Origin of the sequence: Pseudarthrobacter sp. LT1, from assembly GCF_035621795.1 — a bacterium.
Classification (GTDB): Bacteria; Actinomycetota; Actinomycetes; order Actinomycetales; family Micrococcaceae; genus Arthrobacter.
On the sequence record NZ_CP141830.1, the window covers coordinates 4,131,359 to 4,150,087 of the forward strand.

At 67.6% G+C, this 18,729-nt stretch carries 17 protein-coding genes; 7 read left to right on the forward strand and 10 right to left on the reverse strand.

Annotated elements, in window-relative coordinates:
- Window positions 1–4: 4 nt before the first annotated feature.
- From VIK36_RS19440 to VIK36_RS19450, 3 genes are all read right to left on the reverse strand, one after another.
- Complete coding sequence (locus VIK36_RS19440) at window positions 5–2,359, reverse strand: FdhF/YdeP family oxidoreductase (protein ID WP_255173445.1); 2,355 nt, start codon at window positions 2,357–2,359, stop codon at window positions 5–7.
- A 115-nt stretch (window positions 2,360–2,474) separates the two neighbouring features.
- Window positions 2,475–3,095, reverse strand: a complete 621-nt coding sequence (locus tag VIK36_RS19445; RefSeq protein ID WP_255173446.1) for an MBL fold metallo-hydrolase — start codon at window positions 3,093–3,095, stop codon at window positions 2,475–2,477.
- Entirely contained in the window at window positions 3,095–4,195 is a 1,101-nt protein-coding gene (locus tag VIK36_RS19450; protein ID WP_324643275.1) for an S-(hydroxymethyl)mycothiol dehydrogenase, read from the reverse strand. Before VIK36_RS19450 ends, VIK36_RS19445 begins: the two co-directional genes overlap by 1 nt.
- Window positions 4,196–4,506: 311 nt before the next feature.
- On the opposite strand from VIK36_RS19450, the gene VIK36_RS19455 reads away from it, so the two are divergent.
- From VIK36_RS19455 to purM, 3 genes are read left to right on the forward strand one after another with little or no spacing between them, the layout of a single operon-like run.
- A complete protein-coding gene (locus VIK36_RS19455; RefSeq protein ID WP_324643276.1) occupies window positions 4,507–4,821 on the forward strand; it encodes a hypothetical protein in 315 nt (104 codons plus the stop codon).
- Between the two features lie 58 nt (window positions 4,822–4,879).
- Complete coding sequence (gene purF, locus VIK36_RS19460; protein ID WP_255173449.1) at window positions 4,880–6,550, forward strand: amidophosphoribosyltransferase; 1,671 nt, start codon at window positions 4,880–4,882, stop codon at window positions 6,548–6,550.
- Window positions 6,547–7,692, forward strand: a complete 1,146-nt coding sequence (purM, locus tag VIK36_RS19465; protein WP_255173450.1) for a phosphoribosylformylglycinamidine cyclo-ligase — start codon at window positions 6,547–6,549, stop codon at window positions 7,690–7,692. The genes purF and purM overlap by 4 nt, the downstream gene beginning before the upstream one ends.
- A gap of 46 nt (window positions 7,693–7,738) precedes the next feature.
- Here purM and VIK36_RS19470 read toward each other — a convergent pair whose 3' ends face one another.
- Window positions 7,739–8,515 (reverse strand): VOC family protein, encoded by a 777-nt coding sequence (locus VIK36_RS19470; protein WP_324643277.1) that lies wholly within the window; start codon window positions 8,513–8,515, stop codon window positions 7,739–7,741.
- 123 nt (window positions 8,516–8,638) lie between these two features.
- Here VIK36_RS19470 and VIK36_RS19475 point away from each other — a divergent pair, with 123 nt between their 5' ends.
- Window positions 8,639–9,412 (forward strand): alpha/beta fold hydrolase, encoded by a 774-nt coding sequence (locus tag VIK36_RS19475; RefSeq protein WP_255173452.1) that lies wholly within the window; start codon window positions 8,639–8,641, stop codon window positions 9,410–9,412.
- Between the two features lie 167 nt (window positions 9,413–9,579).
- Here VIK36_RS19475 and VIK36_RS19480 read toward each other — a convergent pair whose 3' ends face one another.
- Complete coding sequence (locus VIK36_RS19480) at window positions 9,580–9,813, reverse strand: DUF3073 domain-containing protein (RefSeq protein ID WP_159635036.1); 234 nt, start codon at window positions 9,811–9,813, stop codon at window positions 9,580–9,582.
- A gap of 271 nt (window positions 9,814–10,084) precedes the next feature.
- On the opposite strand from VIK36_RS19480, the gene VIK36_RS19485 reads away from it, so the two are divergent.
- Window positions 10,085–10,765, forward strand: a complete 681-nt coding sequence (locus tag VIK36_RS19485; RefSeq protein ID WP_324643278.1) for a septum formation family protein — start codon at window positions 10,085–10,087, stop codon at window positions 10,763–10,765.
- Between the two features lie 43 nt (window positions 10,766–10,808).
- Here the strand turns inward: VIK36_RS19485 and clpB are convergent, their stop codons facing one another.
- The 5 genes from clpB to VIK36_RS19510 all read right to left on the reverse strand — a co-directional run bounded on the left by clpB (window position 10,809) and on the right by VIK36_RS19510 (window position 16,873).
- Window positions 10,809–13,451 (reverse strand): ATP-dependent chaperone ClpB, encoded by a 2,643-nt coding sequence (gene clpB / locus VIK36_RS19490; RefSeq protein ID WP_324643280.1) that lies wholly within the window; start codon window positions 13,449–13,451, stop codon window positions 10,809–10,811.
- A 158-nt stretch (window positions 13,452–13,609) separates the two neighbouring features.
- Window positions 13,610–14,686, reverse strand: coding sequence for a sulfate/molybdate ABC transporter ATP-binding protein (locus VIK36_RS19495; protein WP_255173454.1), 1,077 nt, complete (start codon window positions 14,684–14,686; stop codon window positions 13,610–13,612).
- Complete coding sequence (locus tag VIK36_RS19500; protein ID WP_255173455.1) at window positions 14,683–15,570, reverse strand: ABC transporter permease; 888 nt, start codon at window positions 15,568–15,570, stop codon at window positions 14,683–14,685. Before VIK36_RS19500 ends, VIK36_RS19495 begins: the two co-directional genes overlap by 4 nt.
- A complete protein-coding gene (modA, locus tag VIK36_RS19505) occupies window positions 15,567–16,466 on the reverse strand; it encodes a molybdate ABC transporter substrate-binding protein (RefSeq protein WP_324643281.1) in 900 nt (299 codons plus the stop codon). Before modA ends, VIK36_RS19500 begins: the two co-directional genes overlap by 4 nt.
- Window positions 16,463–16,873 carry a TOBE domain-containing protein gene (locus VIK36_RS19510; protein ID WP_255173457.1) on the reverse strand — a complete coding sequence of 137 codons (411 nt, stop codon included), beginning with the start codon at window positions 16,871–16,873 and terminating at the stop codon, window positions 16,463–16,465. The genes modA and VIK36_RS19510 overlap by 4 nt, the downstream gene beginning before the upstream one ends.
- Before the next feature lie 117 nt (window positions 16,874–16,990).
- Here VIK36_RS19510 and VIK36_RS19515 point away from each other — a divergent pair, with 117 nt between their 5' ends.
- Both VIK36_RS19515 and VIK36_RS19520 read left to right on the forward strand, forming a co-directional pair.
- The gene (locus tag VIK36_RS19515; RefSeq protein WP_255173458.1) at window positions 16,991–17,860 is read left to right on the forward strand and encodes a DUF4031 domain-containing protein; all 870 of its coding nucleotides are present in this window, start codon (window positions 16,991–16,993) and stop codon (window positions 17,858–17,860) included.
- Window positions 17,857–18,666, forward strand: coding sequence for a 2-phosphosulfolactate phosphatase (locus VIK36_RS19520; protein WP_324643282.1), 810 nt, complete (start codon window positions 17,857–17,859; stop codon window positions 18,664–18,666). The genes VIK36_RS19515 and VIK36_RS19520 overlap by 4 nt, the downstream gene beginning before the upstream one ends.
- Window positions 18,667–18,729: the final 63 nt, after the last annotated feature.

Here is an 18,729-nt window from a genome sequence, read left to right on the forward strand (position 1 = left end):
GGGGCTAAGCGTGTGTTCCGGCCAGCGCCCCCGCGGACTCTTCAGCCACGCCCACCCCGCCCTTGTGGGGTTCGAAGCGGACGAACATGGCCTTGAAGCCCGGGGTGTTGGATACGCGGGCGACGTTTTCCTTGTGGACCAGGGCGTTGGCCTCGGGGAAGTAGGCGGCGGCGCAGCCCCTGGCCGTGGGGTAGGCCACCAGGCGGAACTTGTCCGCGCGGCGGTCGACGCCCTGGAAGGTGCTGACCACGTCCACGAGGTCCCAGTCCTGGAAACCGGCTTCGGCGAGGTCATCCGGGTGGATCAGGATCACGCGGCGGCCGCCGGAGATGCCGCGGTAGCGGTCGTCCAGGCCGTAGAACGTGGTGTTGTACTGGTCGTGGCTGCGGATGGTCTGGAGAACCAGGTGCCCCGGCGGCGGGGTGAGGTATTCCAGCGGGCTGACGGTGAACCGGCCCCGGCCGATGTCGGTGGCGAAGGAGCGCGTGTCGCGCGGCGGGTTGGGCAGCACGAACCCGTTCTTCGTCCGCACCCGGGCGTTGAAGTCCTCGAACCCCGGCAGGACGCGGGCGATGTGGTCGCGGATCACGTCGTAATCCTCGGCCATGCCCCGCCAGTCCACCGAGTGGTCCGGGCCGAACGTCGCCTCCGCCATCCGGGCCACGATCACGGGCTCGGCGAGCAGGTGCTCGGAGACCGGGGTCAGCCGCCCCTGGGTGGAGTGGACCACGGACATGGAGTCTTCCACGGACAAGAACTGGGCGCCCTTGGGATGCTTGTCGTCCTTGTCCGTGCGGCCCAGCGTGGGCAGGATCAGCGAGGTGCGGCCGTGCACGATGTGCGAGCGGTTGGGCTTGGTGGAAATGTGCACGGTCAGCCCGATCCGCTGCATCCCCGCCTCCAACGCTTCCGTGTCCGAGCACGCCAGCGAGAAATTGCCGCCCATGGACACGAACACGTCCACCTCGTCGCGTTCGAAGGCCTCCATTGATTCCACGGCGTCGTAGCCATGGTGCCGCGGGGACGTGATCCCGAACTCGGCGTCGATGGCAGAGAGAAGTTTTTCGCTGGGCTTTTCCCAGATTCCCATGGTCCGGTCGCCCTGGACGTTGGAGTGCCCGCGGACGGGGCAGGCGCCGGCACCGGGTTTGCCGAAGTTGCCTTGGAGCAGCAGGACGTTGACCATCTCTTTGATGGTGTCCACCGAGTGCGGCTGCTGCGTCACGCCCAGCGCCCAGCAGAAGATCGAGGCCTTGGACGCCACCAGCATCCCTGCCACCTTCTCGATCTGTGCGCGGGACAGGCCCGTTGCCTTCTCGGTCTCCTCCCAGTCGAGGGTGCGGCGGGCGTCGCGGTAGGCGTCGAACCCGTCCGTCTGCGCGGCAATGAAGGAATGGTCGACGACGGTTCCCGGGTTTTGTTCCTCAGCCGCCAGGAGCAGGTGGCCCAGCGCCTGGAACAGCGCCAGGTCGCCGCCCACCTTGATCTGCAGGTATTCGTCGGCGAGCGGGGTGCCGCCGCCCACCACGCCCGAGATGGTCTGCGGGTCGCGGAAGTTGAACAGTCCGGCCTCGGGCAGCGGGTTCACGGCCACCACCTTCCCGCCCTTGTCCTTGCACTCCTTCAGTGCAGAGAGCATGCGCGGGTGGTTGGTGCCAGGGTTTTGACCGACGACAAAGATCAGTTCGGAGTCGTGGATGTCGTCGAGGGACACGGTGCCCTTGCCGATGCCGATGGTCGGGTTCAGCGCCGATCCGGAGGACTCGTGGCACATGTTGGAGCAGTCCGGCAGGTTGTTGGTGCCCAGTGACCGTGCGAACAGCTGGTACAGGAACGCGGTCTCGTTCGCGGTGCGCCCGGAGGTGTAGAAGACGCTGCGGTCCGGGGTGGTCGCCCGGAGGTGCTCCCCGATCAGCTCGAACGCATCGGCCCAGGAGATCGGTGAATAGTGCGTGTCACCCTGGCGGATTACCATCGGTTCACTGAGCCGGCCCTGGTTCCCCAGCCAGTACTCGGTCTTCCCTGAGAGTTCGGCAATGGAGTGCTTGGCCCAGAACTCCGCGCCCACGGTCCGCACGGTGTTCTCCTCGGCCACGGCCTTGGCACCGTTTTCGCAGAACTCGGCAGTCTTGCGCTTCTTGTCCGACTCCGGCCACGCGCAGCCCGGGCAGTCGAACCCGCCGCGCTGGTTCAGCCGGAGCAGGGAATGTGCCGTCCGGGTCACGCCTGCCTGCGCCACCGCCCGCTCCAGGGCCACTATGACGGCCTTGACGCCGGCGGCCTCGGTCTTGGGCTTGTGGACTTCGAGGTTGTCCTCATTGATGTCCGCGACGGGGGCAGGCTGCTTGCCGAACTTCATTGTCCCAACTTCCTCGCCGGCACCGGGGAACTCCCGGGTCGGCTCTCTTGTTCATTTGCAGTGGAGGCGCGCCGGAATCCCGGCGCGCCTCCAGGGCACTCGTTGCTGATTTCCGCTACTGGGAAACCTTCGCCAGCGTTTCCTGCTCCGCGGCGATGGTGGTGTTGTCGCCGTGGCCGGTGCGGACCACGGTCTGAGCCGGGAGCGTCAGCAGGCGTTCGCGGATGGACTTCAGGATGGTGGGGTAGTCGCTGTAGGACCGGCCAGTGGCACCCGGACCGCCGTTGAACAGCGTGTCCCCGGTGAACACGGTCCCTTCGCTTTCGAGGTAGAAGCAGGTGGACCCCGGGGAATGGCCGGGCGTGTGGATCGCCTTCAACGTTGCCCCGCCCACCTCGAACACGTCCCCGTCGGAGTGGTAGCGGTCCGGCTTAGCGTCAGGGTAGACCTGCTCCCACAGCACCAGGTCCTCCTGGTTCAGGAGGATCGGTGCTCCCAACGCGTCTGCAACCTCCCGGGCGGCACCAATGTGGTCGTTGTGCGCGTGGGTCAGCAGGATGGCCTTGACCTTGCGGCTGCGGACCTGGTTGATGATCGCGGCGGCGTCGTGGGGAGCGTCGATGATGACGCATTCCTCGTCGTTGCCCACGATCCAGACGTTATTGTCCACATCCCAGGTGCCGCCGTCGAGCGAGAACGTGCCCGAGGTGACCAGGTTCTCAATGGTGACGGCCATCAGATCTGCACCGGGCTGACTTCAACTACGGAACGCAGGACCTTGCCTTCGTGCATTTTGCCGAAGGCTTCCTCCACCTGGTCGATGGTGATGCGTTCGGAGACGAACGCGTCCAGGTCCAGGTTGCCCTGCTTGTAGTGCGAGACGAGCATGGGGAAGTCCCGGGAGGGCAGGCAGTCGCCGTACCAGGAGGACTTCAGCGATCCGCCGCGGCCAAACACGTCCAGCAGCGGCAGTTCCAGCGTCATCTCCGGCGTCGGCACACCCACCAGAACCACGCGGCCGGCAAGATCGCGCGCGTAGAACGCCTGCTTGTACGTTTCCGGACGGCCGACGGCGTCAATCACCACATCCGCCCCGTGGCCCCCGGTCAGGGCACGGATGGCCTCCACCGCATCCTCCTGCTTGGAGTTCACGCCATGGGTGGCGCCGAGGGACTTGGCCATCCCGATCTTGTTGTCGTCGATGTCAACGGCGATGATCGTCGTCGCACCCGCCAACTTCGCGCCGGCGATCGCGGCGATGCCCACGCCGCCGCAGCCGATCACTGCCACGGACTCGCCGCGCTTGACCTCGCCGGTGTTGATCGCGGCACCGATGCCGGCCATGATGCCGCAGCCCAGCAGGCCCACCGCCGCGGCGTCGACGTCGGGGTCCACCTTGGTGCACTGCCCCGCGGCCACCAGCGTCTTTTCAGCGAAGGCACCGATGCCCAGGGCGGGAGAGAGGACCGTGCCGTCCTCAAGGGTCATTTTCTGGGTGGCGTTGTGGGTGTTGAAGCAGTACTGCGGCTGGCCCTTGGCGCACGCCCGGCACTCGCCGCACACGGCGCGCCAGTTCAGGATGACCCGGTCCCCGGGGGCCACGGACGTCACGTCCGGACCAACTGCAGAGACAACGCCGGTGGCCTCATGGCCCAGCAGGTACGGGAAATCATCGCCGATGCCGCCCTGCTTGTAGTGCAGGTCCGTGTGGCAGACACCGCAGGTCAAGATGTCCACCAGGGCCTCCCCCGGGCCCGGATCCGGCACCAGGATGGTCTCCAGCGACACCGGGGCGTTCTTCTCCCGGACAACGACGGCTTGAACTTTATGGACCATGGTTCTTGTGTTCCTTTCCTGGATCCGGCCGGATCCGGTGAGTCGGCACCAAGTGCCAATCTAGCCGACATGCCACCTCCGGGGACCATGTCTTTGCCGTAAAGCTGCGCGTCGAATTGCGCATGACACAACACGGCGCACATCGTGCCCACAGCAAAATATGACAGTGGCCACACTTTGTGTCAATAGATATATCAGTTACAGCCTGGTTGGCTATCAGCTGGCATCCCTTGGTAAGTCGCGCGTCTCCGCTCCGGGACGGCGGCGGACCCGTTACACCCACTGTTTAGTCCGGCAGTAGGCTGGATGCCATGGCTTTTCACGAAACCCCTGCCGAGCGGCGCGAAGTAACCGTCCGCCGCGCACCCAAGTACGTTCCCTTTTTGATTGTGGGTGCACTGGCAGGCATTATCGCCGCCGCAGTGGTGGCTTACGCGCTGCCTGGCGACGCCACCTTCGACCCCGGCGCCGTCTTCGGATTCTTCATGGTGATGTTCGCGGCCGGCGGCGCTCTCCTTGGCGCCCTGCTGGCGCTTGTCCTGGACCGCCGCAGCGTGAAGCGGCAGGAACGGGCCGTCGTCGAGGCCGTCCCGGACTCGGAACCTGACACCGATCCCCAAGGCTAGCCGGGTCACAAACTGAAGCGGGGGAAAGTCATACTCCATAACGTGCGATAATCGATCAGTGGCACGCGGCGATGGCAAACTTTCCCATGATCTTCTTCCCGGCGAAAAAGGACCCCAGGATGCCTGTGGCGTCTTTGGTGTTTGGGCGCCCGGTGAAGAAGTAGCAAAACTTACCTATTACGGGCTGTATGCACTGCAGCACCGCGGTCAGGAGTCGGCTGGTATAGCCACCAGCGACGGTAAGCGGATCAACGTCTACAAGGACATGGGCCTCGTATCCCAGGTCTTCGACGAGACCACGCTGAACACCCTGACTGGGCATCTGGCCGTGGGCCATTGCCGCTACTCCACCACCGGCGCCAGCCACTGGGCCAACGCGCAGCCCACCCTGGGCGCTACCTCCACCGGCACGGTTGCCCTGGCGCACAACGGCAACCTGACGAACACCGCCGAACTCAACGCCATGATCACGGAGCGCAACGGCGGGCAGCTCACCGGCGAGATGAAGCAGGGCAACACCTCGGACACCGCGCTGGTCACCGCCCTGCTGGAAGGCGAGCCGGGCAAGAGCCTGGAAGAGACCGCCACCGAGCTTCTCCCCAAGATCAAGGGCGGCTTCTGCTTCGTCTTCATGGACGAAGGAACGCTCTACGCAGCCCGCGACACCTTCGGCATCCGCCCGCTGGTCCTGGGCCGCCTGGAACGCGGCTGGGTTGTCGCCTCCGAACAGTCCGCACTGGCCACCGTGGGTGCCAGCTTCATCCGCGAGATCGAGCCCGGCGAGTTCATCGCCATTGACGAAGAAGGCGTGCGGTCCAAGAAGTTCGCAGAGCCGACGCCGGCCGGTTGCGTTTTCGAGTACGTCTACCTCGCCCGTCCGGACGCCGCGATCGCCGGCCGTTCCGTCTACGAGTCCCGCGTTGAAATGGGCCGCCAGCTGGCCCGCGAAAACACCCACGAAGCGGACATCGTCATCCCCGTCCCGGAGTCGGGCACCCCTGCAGCCGTGGGTTACGCCGAGGAATCCGGAATTCCGTTCGCGCACGGCTTCGTCAAGAACTCCTACGTGGGCCGTACCTTCATCCAGCCCTCGCAGACCCTCCGCCAGCTGGGCATCCGGCTCAAGCTGAACGCCCTTGAGTCCGTGATCCGCGGCAAGCGCGTCGTGGTGGTGGACGACTCGATCGTCCGCGGCAACACCCAGCGGGCCATCGTCCGGATGCTCCGGGAGGCCGGCGCCGCCGCCGTGCACGTCAAGATCTCCTCCCCGCCCGTGCAGTGGCCCTGCTTCTACGGCATCGACTTCGCCTCCCGCGCCGAGCTGATCGCCAACGGCGCCACCATCGAAGAGATCTCCCAGGCCATCGGCGCCGATTCGCTGGCCTACATCTCCGAGGACGGCATGATCGGCGCCACCCGGCAGCCGCGCGAACGCCTCTGCACCGCCTGCTTCACTGGCAAGTACCCCATCAAGCTTCCGGACGCGGACAAACTGGGCAAGAACCTCCTGGAGCGCACCGACCTGGGCGGCCTCAAGCCCTCCCCCGCGGCCCTTCCCGGCGAAACGGCCGCCCTGGCCGTCGACGCCACCGAGGACCCGGCGGAAAAGGCCGGCGCCACGGGCTGCGATCCCGGCCCCGACTCCGAATTCGAGAACCTGCTGACCGAAGCCGACCTCGTGCCCGACGTACACGCCGCCACCAGCGCCGACAAGAAGGACTCCGTATGACCTCCGCCAGCCCCGCCGCAGACAACGCCGGCATCACCTACGCGTCCGCGGGCGTGGACGTCGAAGCCGGGGACCGCGCCGTCGAGCTCATGAAGGATGCCGTGAAGGCAACCCACAACTCCTCGGTGATCGGCGGGGTGGGCGGCTTCGCCGGCCTCTACGATGTCTCCAAACTGCTGACCTACAAGAAGCCGCTGCTGGCCACCTCCACGGACGGCGTCGGCACCAAGGTAGCCATCGCCCAGGCCATGGACATCCACGACACCATCGGGTTCGACCTGGTGGGCATGGTGGTGGACGACATCGTGGTGGTGGGTGCCGAACCCCTGTACATGACCGATTACATCGCCTGCGGCAAAGTGGTCCCCGAGCGCATCGCCGGCATCGTCCGTGGCATCGCGGCAGCCTGCTCCGTGGCCGGCACCGCCCTGGTGGGCGGCGAGACCGCCGAACACCCCGGCCTGCTGGGTGAACACGAATACGACGTCGCCGGTGCAGCCACCGGCGTCGTGGAAGCCGATGCACTGCTGGGGCCGGACCGCGTCCGCGCCGGCGACGTCGTGATCGGCATGGCCTCCTCCGGCCTCCACTCCAACGGCTACTCCCTGGTCCGCCGCGTCATCAACCACGCCGGCTGGGCCCTGGACCGCCAGGTCTCCGAACTGGGCCGCACCCTGGGCGAGGAACTCCTGGAACCCACGCGCGTCTACGCCGCCGACTGCCTGGACCTGGCCCGCGCCTTCCCGGTCAGCGCCGGCGCGGCCGTCCACGGTTTCAGCCACGTCACCGGCGGTGGCCTTGCTGCCAACCTGGCCCGCGTCCTGCCGCAGGGCCTGGTGGCCACGGTTGACCGTGCCACGTGGGAACTGCCCGCCATCTTCAAACTGGTGTCCGAACTGGGCAACGTTCCGCTGGCCGACCTGGAACGCACGCTGAACCTTGGCGTGGGCATGGTGGCCATCGTGTCCCCCGAAGCCGCGGATGCCGCCGTCGCACGCCTGAACGAACGGGGCCTGCCGTCCTGGATCATGGGCACGGTCACCGAGGACTCAGACTCCATCCTCAAGTCCGGACCTGACTACGTCCAGGGCGCCAAGGGCGTGGACGGCGGCGCTGTCCGCCTGGTGAACGCCTACGCCTAAAGCCTTTTTTGAGTGCTCCCCACCACCGGCGGGGAGCACTCGGCGTTTAAGCGGGGGTTTGGATCAGGTTGAGGACGCCGCCCTGCGGGTCCCTGATGGTGGCCAGTGATCCGTCGGCGGGACGCTCGTCCGGCTCTACGAGGACCTGGCCCCCTGCTGCCTGGGCGGCTGCTGCCGCCACGGCAACGTCTGCCGTGCCGTAGTAGATCTGCCAGCCCGCTTCGCCGCCCTCATCGGCAGGAATGACCCCGGCCACCTCGTTGCCGTCGATGAGCAGCGTGCTGTAACTGCCGCCGTCGTCCTGGGGGTATTCGGTGACCTCATGCCCGAAAAGCTGCTGGAAGAAACCGACGGCGGCCTGGGGCTCGGGCGTGAAGAGTTCGGCCCAGGCCAGCGCGCCCGGCTCGTTGAAAAGTTGGCTGCCGTAGTGGCTTCCTGCCTGCCAGATTCCTGTGGTTCCGCCACCGGGAGGAGCGAGGAAGCCCAGAACACCGGTATCGCCTACCGCCTCCGGCCCGAATTCGGCCGCCCCTCCTGCGTGGGCCGCCTCCTCCAGTACGTCCGCAGCGTCTGCGGCGGCGAAGTAGACGTTCCACTTTGCGGAGGTGCCGGCCTTCAGCTGCAGGGGGCTTTGCGGTGCAATGGTGGCCACCAACCGCCCACGGACAAAGGCCTGCGCGTAGCTGCGGCCGTCCGGGGTGGGAAAGTCCTGGAAAGTCCAGCCAAAGAGCCTGCCGTAGAAGTCCTTGGCGGCCGCAACATCGGGGGTCTGCAGATCTGCCCAGCAGGGCTCGCCGTGACGGTATCCCTCAACTAATGCCATGCAGGCAAGGCTACACGGACCCCTTGAGCGGCAAAGGGGCAAGAGGCACAATAACATCCACACGACTGGGCTCAGGGATCAGCGGCATCATCGGCAGAACGTCAATCCGGAACGGGAGAACACATGGCCGGCATCGTAGACATTGATGGACACCCGACCTGGTTGGAGGACCGCGGCGGCAATGGCGCTCCACTGCTCCTGCTGCACGGCGGCCTCAGCAACAGTGATGCCCTTCTTGGCACTATTGGCACCGGACTCGCGGAACACTACCGTCTCATCGCATTCGACCGCCGCGGCCATGGATACACCGCCGACACCGATGCCGACTTCCATTACAGCGATATGGCGCGGGAGGCAGTCAGCGTCCTCGAGAGGGTGGCCGCCGGCCCCGCCCACCTCGTCGGCTGGAGCGACGGCGGCATCATCGCCCTCCTCGTGGCACTGGCGCGGCCGGACCTGGTGGCAAAAATGGTCATCATCGGCACCAACTACCACGTGGACGGCATCCATCGAGTGGACATGGACCCGGACTCGCCAGTGTTACAGGAGCTCGCCGGGGCCTACGCCGAGCGTTCTCCTGACGGACCCGGGCATTTTGAGGCGGTGGCCCGGAAAGGGATGCAACTGATCAGCACCGAGCCTTCGCTCACTACGTCCCAGGTCTCGCGGATACAGCAGCAAGTACTGGTGGCAGTGGGGGACGACGACATTGTGACCCTGCCTCATACCGTCTCCTTGTATGAGGCATTGCCCAATGGGCAGCTGGCGGTGATTCCCGGGGCGTCCCACGGCCTGCCGTTTGAGCAGCCCGCAATACTCACCAGCCTTATGCTTCCGTTCCTGGCGGCCGATGGGCCTCCCATGACCCTCATGCCCGTCAGGCGCCGCGCACGTTAGCCGGGAACGGCAAAAGGTCCGTTGGGGGCACACCGGAAACAGGTGTGGTCCCAACGGACCTTTTTGACTGCGGTCAGCACCGATAGCGCTGCAGAAAAAGCAGCGAGGCGAAGATTATTGAGACTGGCGTGCAAACTGCCTAAAGGGGCAGTGGCTGCCGGCGACAACTAGCCGATGCGACGGTTGTCTACCTCGTCGTCATCGTCATCCAAATCATCCGCGTACTTATCCACATAAGCCGAATAGTCCGGTTCAACCGGCTCATTCGAGTAACGGCTCGTCGAACGACTGCCCGGACCCGTCAGCTCACGCTGAAGTGCCGAGTAGTCAGTGTTCGGGGAGTAGTACTTAATGTCCCGAGCCTGCTTGGTAGCTTTTGCCTTTTGACGGCCGCGCCCCATGGCGTGACCCCCTTTTGTACTTGGACCGGAGGTAGTCACCTTGGCGATCGGTGAGGCCCCGGAATGTTTGGTCAATTTGTCGTACACCTAGATTACATGCTTTCGGCGGGCCCTGCTTGCCGCCTCATGGCCCGGGCGCCCGCGTGGGGTACCATCACGCACCTGCGCCCGCGGGATTCCGGGATTTTTCTTCGGTAGAGTCACTTAAGAACTGCCGATTTTGTGTGGCCTTTGGCGAGCCGCGGTACCAAACCCAGGAGGATGCGCACCCGTGAACCACCAGGACATCCCGCCGAAACCAGCCTTGCCACCCCGGACCGGGAGCCTGCCAACAGTCCAGGGCGGGGACGCCGGTTCAGCACCCGCTCCGGAGTCTGTGACCTGGTCCCAGCCGCGGCAGGATCCCGGGCCCGAAAAGCGGGCCAACAGGAGGCCGGCGTTCTGGAAAGCGTTCCTCATCGTCGTCATCCTCGCCGTTGCCGGCTCGCTGGTGTGGCTCGCCGTGTGGCTGAACTCTGCTCCCGGCACCGACACAGCGAAAAGTGCAGCGCCGGGCGTGCTGCAGACCGCTGTGACCCCGCCGGCCACTCCCCAGCCGCTGCCCCGGGACGGCGTTGCGCCGGCAGACTACGCGGTAGGTGACTGCTTCAAGGACTTCGATCCCCAGGCCTTGGCGTCCACGGTGGTGCCATGCGACACGGGCCATTCCGCACAGCTGGTGGCCACCCTCCACTACCCGGACAGCGCCAAGTATCCGGGGGCAGACCCGCTCAAGGCCAAGGCCCTGGAAGTGTGCCAGGCAGCAAAACTCGGCCCGGCGGCCAAGCAGTTCCAGCTGAACTACCAGCGCAGCTATCCCAGCAACACCAGCTGGGAGTCCGGGGACCGCAGGGTGGACTGCTACGTCACTGCCGACGGCGGCAACGTGATCAACGCGAGCGTGCTGCCCTGACGGCTAAACCGCCAGGGCAGCACTCCCATATCCAATCGGCCGGCTAGTCCTTCCGCCGCACTGAGAGGCCGGAGCTCGGGGCACCCGTCAGCGCGTCGACGTTGCCCTCGGTGAGTTCGCCCAGGTCAGCGGCGGTATCAACCACCACGGTGTCGCCGTCGCTGATCCCACCGGCAAGGATGGCCTTGGCCAGCCGGTCGCCGATCTCACGCTGCACCAGGCGCCGCAGCGGCCGGGCGCCGTAGGCGGGGTCGTAGCCGGACAATGCCAGCCATGCCTTGGCGCCGTCGGTGACTTCCAGGGTGAGGCGCCGTTCGCGCAGCCGCCGCCCCAGCTCCTCCACGTGCAGCTCCACGATGTGGGCCAGCTCGTCCACCGTGAGGGCGTCGAACAGCACCACTTCGTCGAGCCGGTTGAGGAATTCCGGCTTGAAGGACGCGTTCACCGTGGCCATGACCGCGTTGCGCTTGGCCGTGGCGTCCAGGGACTGGTCCACCAGGAACTGGCTGCCCAGGTTGGAGGTCAGCACCAGGATCACGTTGCGGAAGTCCACGGTGCGGCCCTGCCCGTCGGTGAGGCGGCCGTCGTCGAGCACCTGCAGGAGGATGTCGAACACCTCCGGGTGCGCCTTCTCCACCTCGTCCAGCAGCACCACGGAGTACGGACGGCGGCGGACGGCCTCGGTCAGCTGGCCGCCTTCCTCGTAGCCCACGTATCCCGGAGGGGCCCCCACCAGGCGGGCGACGCTGTGCTTCTCGCCGTACTCGGACATGTCGATACGCACCATGGCGCGTTCGTCGTCGAACAGGAAGTCCGCCAGCGCCTTGGCCAGCTCGGTCTTGCCGACGCCCGTGGGGCCCAGGAACAAGAAGGAGCCGGTGGGGCGGTTGGGGTCGCTGATGCCGGCCCGCGCGCGTCGGACGGCGTCGGACACTGCGGTCACGGCCTTGGACTGGCCGATCAGGCGCCGGCCCAGCTCCTCTTCCATGTGGAGGAGCTTCTGGCTTTCACCCTGCAGCATGCGGCCGGCCGGGATACCAGTCCAGGCGGAGATGACCTCGGCGATATCCTCCGCGGTGACTTCCTCCGCCACCATCTGCGCGGACTTGTCCGTCACGGCGGCCTCGGCTTCGGCAGCGGCGTTCACCTCGCGCTCAAGGGCCGGGATTTCCCCGTAGAGGATCCGGGACGCAGCCTCCAGGTCGCCCTCGCGCTGGGCCTTGTCAGCGGCGGAGCGCAGTTCGTCCAGCTTGGCCTTCAGGTCACCCACCCGGTTAAGGCCGGCCTTCTCCGCTTCCCAGCGGGCGTTCAGGGCCGAGAGCTCCTCTTCCTTGTCCGCCTTGTCGGCGCGAAGTGCCGCGAGCCGCTCCACGGATGCGGGATCCGATTCTCCGGACAGTGCCAGTTCCTCCATGGTGAGGCGGTCCACCTGGCGCCGCAGCTGGTCGATCTCCTCCGGAGCGGAGTCGATTTCCATGCGGAGGCGTGACGCGGCCTCGTCCACGAGGTCGATGGCCTTGTCCGGCAGTTGACGGCCCGAGATGTAGCGGTTGGACAGGGTGGCGGCGGCCACCAGGGCGGAGTCGGCGATGGATACCTTGTGGTGTGCTTCGTACCGTTCCTTCAGGCCGCGAAGGATGCCGATGGTGTCCTCCACGCTGGGCTCGCCCACGTACACCTGCTGGAAGCGGCGTTCCAGGGCCGCGTCCTTCTCGATGTTTTCGCGGTACTCATCCAGGGTGGTGGCACCGATCAGGCGGAGCTCACCGCGGGCCAGCATGGGCTTGAGCATGTTGCCGGCGTCCATGGAGGAATCACCGGTGGCCCCGGCACCCACCACGGTGTGGATCTCGTCGATAAACGTGACCACCTGCCCCTCGGAGCCCTTGATCTCCTCAAGGACCGCCTTCAGCCGCTCCTCGAACTCGCCGCGGTACTTGGCGCCGGCCACCATCGACCCAAGGTCCAGGGAGATGAGCGTCTTGCCGCGCAGGCTTTCGGGGACGTCGCCGGCCACCATCCGCTGGGCCAGGCCCTCGACGACGGCGGTCTTGCCCACGCCCGGTTCGCCGATCAGCACCGGATTGTTCTTGGTGCGCCGGGACAGCACCTGCACCACGCGGCGGATCTCGGAGTCGCGCCCGATCACAGGGTCCAGTTTGCCGGCGCGGGCCATGGCAGTAAGGTCCGTGCCGTACTTCTCCAGGGCCTGGAAGGTGTTTTCGGGGTCGGGGCTGTCCACCTTGCGGTCGCCGCGAACGCCGGGGAGGGCCGCGAGCAGCGCCTCCCGTGAGGCACCGGCTTCACGCAGCAGGCGTGCAGCAGCATCATTGCCGGCGGAGAGGCCCACCAGGAGCACCTCGGTGGAAACGAAGGAATCGCCCAGCCGGTCCGCTTCCTCCTTGGCGTGCTGGATAGCCTGCAGGGCCGGGCGGGACAGCTGCGCCTGCTGGCTGGAGCCGCCGGAGGTGGCGGGCAGGGCCTTGATGGCGCTGCTGGCCTGGACGCTGACGGCGTCCGGGTCCGTGCCGGTGGCGCGGAGGAGCGCAACGGCGACGCCCTCACGCTGGTCCATCAGCGCTTTGAGGAGGTGGGCCGGCTCAACCTGCGGGTTGCCGGCCGTCGAGGCGTTCATTGCCGCCGCGGAAAGAGCCTCCTGGCTCTTGGTGGTGAATTTGACGTCCAAAGAGAGCTCCTTTCGGGGGCTTGTTGACTAAGTTGAGTGTACTACGCTCAACTTTGCACGGCGAGGTTCCCCTGCCATGTTTGCCCACGGCGAAACGGCTGTCCAGAGCCGGAAGTCCTTCCGGCCCACCGGCCGGTCCGCACCGGCCGGTCCTGGCGCTATGTGCCGTACACCGACACGGCGGCGGCCTTGACTACGAAGTGCACCGTCATCCCGGGAGCAAGGCCCAGGTCCGCAGAGGCAGCCGGCGTGATGTCGGCGGCCAGGCTGCCGGCGCGGACGCGGATCTGGTCTCCATGGGGCTCGAGGTCGGTGATGGTCACGGCAAAAGAGTTCCGCGGGCTTCCGTGGGCGTCGTCGAGGAACACGGACACGGCCGACGGCGGGAACACGGCCACGCCCGGACCGCCCGGCCCGGGCAGCCGGCCGGGTTCCCCGGAGTCGTCCAGTTCTTCGTCGCGCCCCGCGATCCGCAGGCCCTGGCTGGTGCGCACGCCAGCGCCGTCGAGGGCGCCGGGGATGAAGTTCAGTCCGGCAAGTCCGGCAGCAAAGGAGCTGCGCGGTCGTTCCAGCACGGCACGCGTGGGCCCCTCCTCTGCAACCTTCCCGTCTTCCAGGATGACCACGCGGTCCGCGAGCACCAGCGCATCCAGGACATCGTGCGTGACGATGATGGCTTGCCGCCCCGCAAGGACCCGTTTGAAGAGGCGACGCAGCAGCGGTGCGGAATGGATATCCAGGGCGGCCAGCGGTTCATCCAGCAGCAGGAGTGCGGGGTCGGCGGCGAGCGCGCGGGCCACGGCAACACGCTGGGCCTGGCCGCCGGAGAGTTCGGCGGGACGGCGCCCGGCGAGATGCTCCGCTTCCACATCCGCCAGCCAGCGCAGGGCACGCGCCTTCGCATCCCGCTGGGGGACGCCGGCGCTGCGCGGCCCGAACGAGACGTTGTCCACCGCGCTCAGGTGGGGAAAGAGCAGGGGTTCCTGGGCGAGCAGGGCGGTGCCGCGGTGATGGGGAGGCAGCCAGACGGGCTTTCCGCCGTCGAGGTCAAAGAGCGTCCTGCCGTTGAGTTCGGCCCGGCCGCTGTCCGGCCGCAGCAGGCCCGCGATGCTGGCCAGCAGGGTCGATTTGCCGGCGCCGTTGGGGCCCATGACGGCCACCGTTTCGCCCGGCCGGACGGCAAGGTCCACGTCGAAACCCCGCCCGGCCACGGCTGCGTGGAAGGACAGCGTCACCGGACGCCCCCTCCGGCCGGTGCGGCCGCCGTCGTCCGTTGTCCTGCTCCGGCACGTGCCGCTGCCGGCTGCCGGTACGCGAGCGCCACCACCGCGACGGCGACGGCCACCAGCACCAGGGACAGCGCGACGGCGGCGTCCGGGTCCGTTTCCCGCTGCAGGTAGATCTCCAGCGGCAGGGTCCGGGTGACCCCCTGGAGGCTGCCCGCGAAGGTCAGCGTGGCGCCGAACTCGCCCAGGCTGCGGGCGAAGGACAGGACCGCGCCGGAGGCCAGTCCTGGCAGGACCAGCGGGAGCGTGACGCGCCGGAAGACGGTGCCCGGGCGCGCGCCCAGCGTTGCGGCCACGGCCTCGTAGCGGGAGCCGGAGGTGCGAAGCGCCCCTTCCAGGCTGACTACCAGGAAAGGGAGCGCCACGAAGGTCTGTGCCAGGACCACCGCCGTCGTGGAGAAGGCGATGCGCAGCCCGAGCACCTCCAGGGTATGCCCCAGCAGCCCTTGGCGGCCGAACGTGTAGAGCAGGGCGATCCCGCCCACCACCGGGGGAAGCACCAGGGGCAGGAGCACCAGGGAGCGCAGCAGCCCCTGCAGCCGGAAGGAGTCCCTGGCGAGGACCAGGGCCAGGGGGACCCCCAGCAGGATGCACAGGAGGGTGCTCGCCGCCGAGGTCCGCAGGCTCAGCCCCAGCGCCGTCAGGGACGGCTCCGACGTCACCAGCGGGATGAACTGCGCCCAGTCAATGCGCAGCACCATCGCCAGCAGGGGAAGCACGACGACGACGGCCGCCAGGACTGCGAGCGCACGGACCCACGCGGGGATGCCGGAGTAGGCGGCGGCCTGGGTGCGCGGCCGCGCCCGGGGCGGCCTCCCTGGCGGCTGTATCACTTGCTGCCCGGGCTGGGATTGGCCGGGCAGGAACTGCCCGGGTCGGAATTGCCCGGGCCCGAGCCGCCCGGACCGAACCCCGCCGCGGCGAGGACCTTCTGGCCCTCGGGACCGGTGACCAGGTCCACGAACGCCTGGGCGGTGGCCCTGTTCCGGCCGTTGGCGACGCCCGCAATCGGGTAGGTGTTGACTGCACTCCCCGCCTCCGGGAACTGGACGCCCGCCACTTTGGTCCCGGCAGCCTTGATGTCCGTGCCGTAGACCAGCCCCGCATCCGCCTCCCCGGAGGTGACCTTGCCCAGGACGTCAGTGACAGCGTTTTCCTCGCTAACCGGGCTCAGCGCGACCCGCGCCGCTTCCGCCACTTTGGCTGTGGCAGCACCGCACGGGACCTGGCGGGCGCAGGTCACCAGCTTGATGCCCGGCCGGGCCAGGTCCTGCAGGGATGCGACTTTCGCCGGGTTGCCCGGCGGCACGGCGATGGCCAGGGTGTTGGTGGCGAAGTCCTCCGGCGTGCCGTCGGTGAGGCCGGCGCCCTGCACCTTTTGCATGTTGGCCGTGTCCGCGGAGGCGAAGACGTCAACGGGCGCGCCCTGGTTGATCTGGCTGGCAAGGTCCGAGGACCCGGCGAAGCTCAAGGTGACCGTGGTGCCCGGATGTTCCGCTTCGAAAGTGTGCGCCAGTTCGGTGAAGGTCTGTTTGAGTGAGGCGGCCGCGAAAATCGTGATGGCGCCTGCCGGTTTAGTGCCGGAACCGGTGGCGGTGCCGGAACGTGTTCCCGCGTCCGGGCTGCCCGCCGGGGCGCAGCCGGACAGGACGACCGGCAGCAGCACAGCCAGTGCGGGGACGGCGGCCCGGAGGGTGGAAGCCGCGGACCGGACGGGTCGCCGACTCATGCGGTGGCCCGGCCCTTCGGCGACTCGATGATGACGGTCGTTGCCTTGACCACGGCGGTGGCCACGGCACCAGGCTCCAGCCCCAGCTCACGCACGGCTTCGCTGCTCATCAGCGAGACCACCCGGAAGGGCCCGCATTGCAGTTCCACCTGCGCCATGACCTTGTCCGTGATGACATTGGTAACCAGGCCCACGAACCGGTTCCGCGCCGAACTGCTGCCGCTCTTCGGGTCATCGGGGAGCTGGGCGAGCTTCTGCGCGTGCGTTGCCAGTTCCAGCCCGTCCACCGCCAGGCGGCCGGAGGGGTCCCGGAGCGCGGTGAGGGTTCCCTGCTCCGTCCACCGGCGGACGGTATCGTCGCTTACCCCCAGGAAACGGGCGGCCTCTGAAACGCGGATAAGTGCCATTCGGCGATTCTAGTCCGCACATGAGGGGTGAGGGCACGTTTTAAGACGCAGCAGCGGTCATGAACGTGCCACGCGGCTGAACGGCGTCCGCCGGAAGGGCAGCACTAGACTCCTTCCATGGCCATCTACATCGACCCGCCGCTGTGGCCTGCACACGGAACACACTTTTCGCACCTGGTCTCGGACGCGTCCCTGGACGAGCTGCACGCCTTCGCTGCCGCCGCGGGGATTCCGGAGCGGGCGTTCGACGGCGACCACTACGACGTGCCGGAACGCCGCTTTGATGACCTGGTGGCGGCTGGCGCGGTGTCGGTAGAGGGCCGGGTGCTGGTCCGCAGGCTCATTGCCAGCGGACTGCGGATCCCGGCACGCCGGCGGAACAAGTCATTGAAGGTCCCCCTCCTGAACCGCTGGGAAGCCATCATGCCGGGCCACGACGCCCTGTTCCTGGACCTGCTGGACCGGTGGAGCGAACCGCACCGCCACTACCACGGCTGCACCCACCTGCTGTCCGTGCTGGAGGCGCTGGACCTGCTCACCGAACCGGCTGAAGCACCGCGGACCGTGCTGCTGGCTGCCTGGTTCCACGACGCCGTGTACCGCGGCGCAGCGGGCATGGATGAGGAGGAGTCGGCACGGCTGGCAGAGGAACGGCTTGCCGACGCCTGCCTTCCGGAGGCAGAGGTGGCTGAAGTGGCACGCCTGGTCCGGCTGACCTCGGACCACCGGCCGGAACCGGGTGACGACGACGGCGCCCTCCTTTGCGACGCCGACCTCTCAATTCTCGGCGGCGAACCGGAGGAGTACGCCCGCTATGTTGCTGCCGTGCGGAAAGACTACGCGCACATCGGCGACGCCGACTTCGCAGCCGGCAGGGCCGCCGTCGTCCGCCACCTGCTGGAACTGGACCCGCTCTTCCGCCACCAGCGGGCCAAAGAACTGTGGCAGGACGCCGCGCACCGCAACCTGAACGGCGAATTGAAGTGAACGCGCCCGGCAGCAGCGAACGGCACACGTACTCCGCCAACGCGGCGCACCGGCAGCTGCCCTTCACGGTCCGGCTGGACTGGGGTCTGGATGGGGCCAGGACGGTGGTCTCCGGGGCCGACATAGCCGTGGTGGTGGACGTCCTGTCCTTCGGCACCTGCGTCAGCGTGGCATTGGACCGGGGCGCCGACGTCTTCCCCTACCGCTGGCGGGACACCACTGCAGAGGACTTCGCCGCCCACCACCAGGCCCAGCTGGCAGGCCCCCGGAACGGCGGCGGACTGAGCCTGTCCCCCGCCAGCCTCCGCGCGGCCGCCTCGCTGGAGCGGGTGGTCCTGCCCTCCCCCAACGGTTCTGAACTCTGCCATGCCCTGGCGGCGGAGGTGCCACTGGTGGCCGCAGTATGCCTCCGGAACGCCGCGGCCACGGCAGACTGGGTGGCCGCCAACCTTCCCGGCGATGCAGTGGTGGCGGTGATCGCCGCGGGCGAACGCTGGCCGGACGGCACCCTCCGCCCTGCCGTGGAGGACCAGATCGGAGCCGGAGCTTTCATCGCAGGGCTGGTGGCCTCCGGCAAGGGCGGCTATGAGGCCGGGGACGGCAGGCACGGCTATGCTCCGGAGGCAGTGGCGGCCATGGCTGTCTTTGAAGCGGCCGAGCCGCGCCTGCGCGAAACGCTCCAGCAGTGCGCCAGCGGCCGGGAACTGTCCGGAGCCGGCTACGCGGAGGACGTGGACATCGCCGCTGAGCTGGACGACAGCGACTCGGCAGCCATCCTGCGGGACGGGGCGTTCCGCCCGCTGTGACGGGACGGCACCTTTGAAGGGAAGCCACCGCCCGGCAGTAAGCGGCGGTCCTGCGGGATGGGA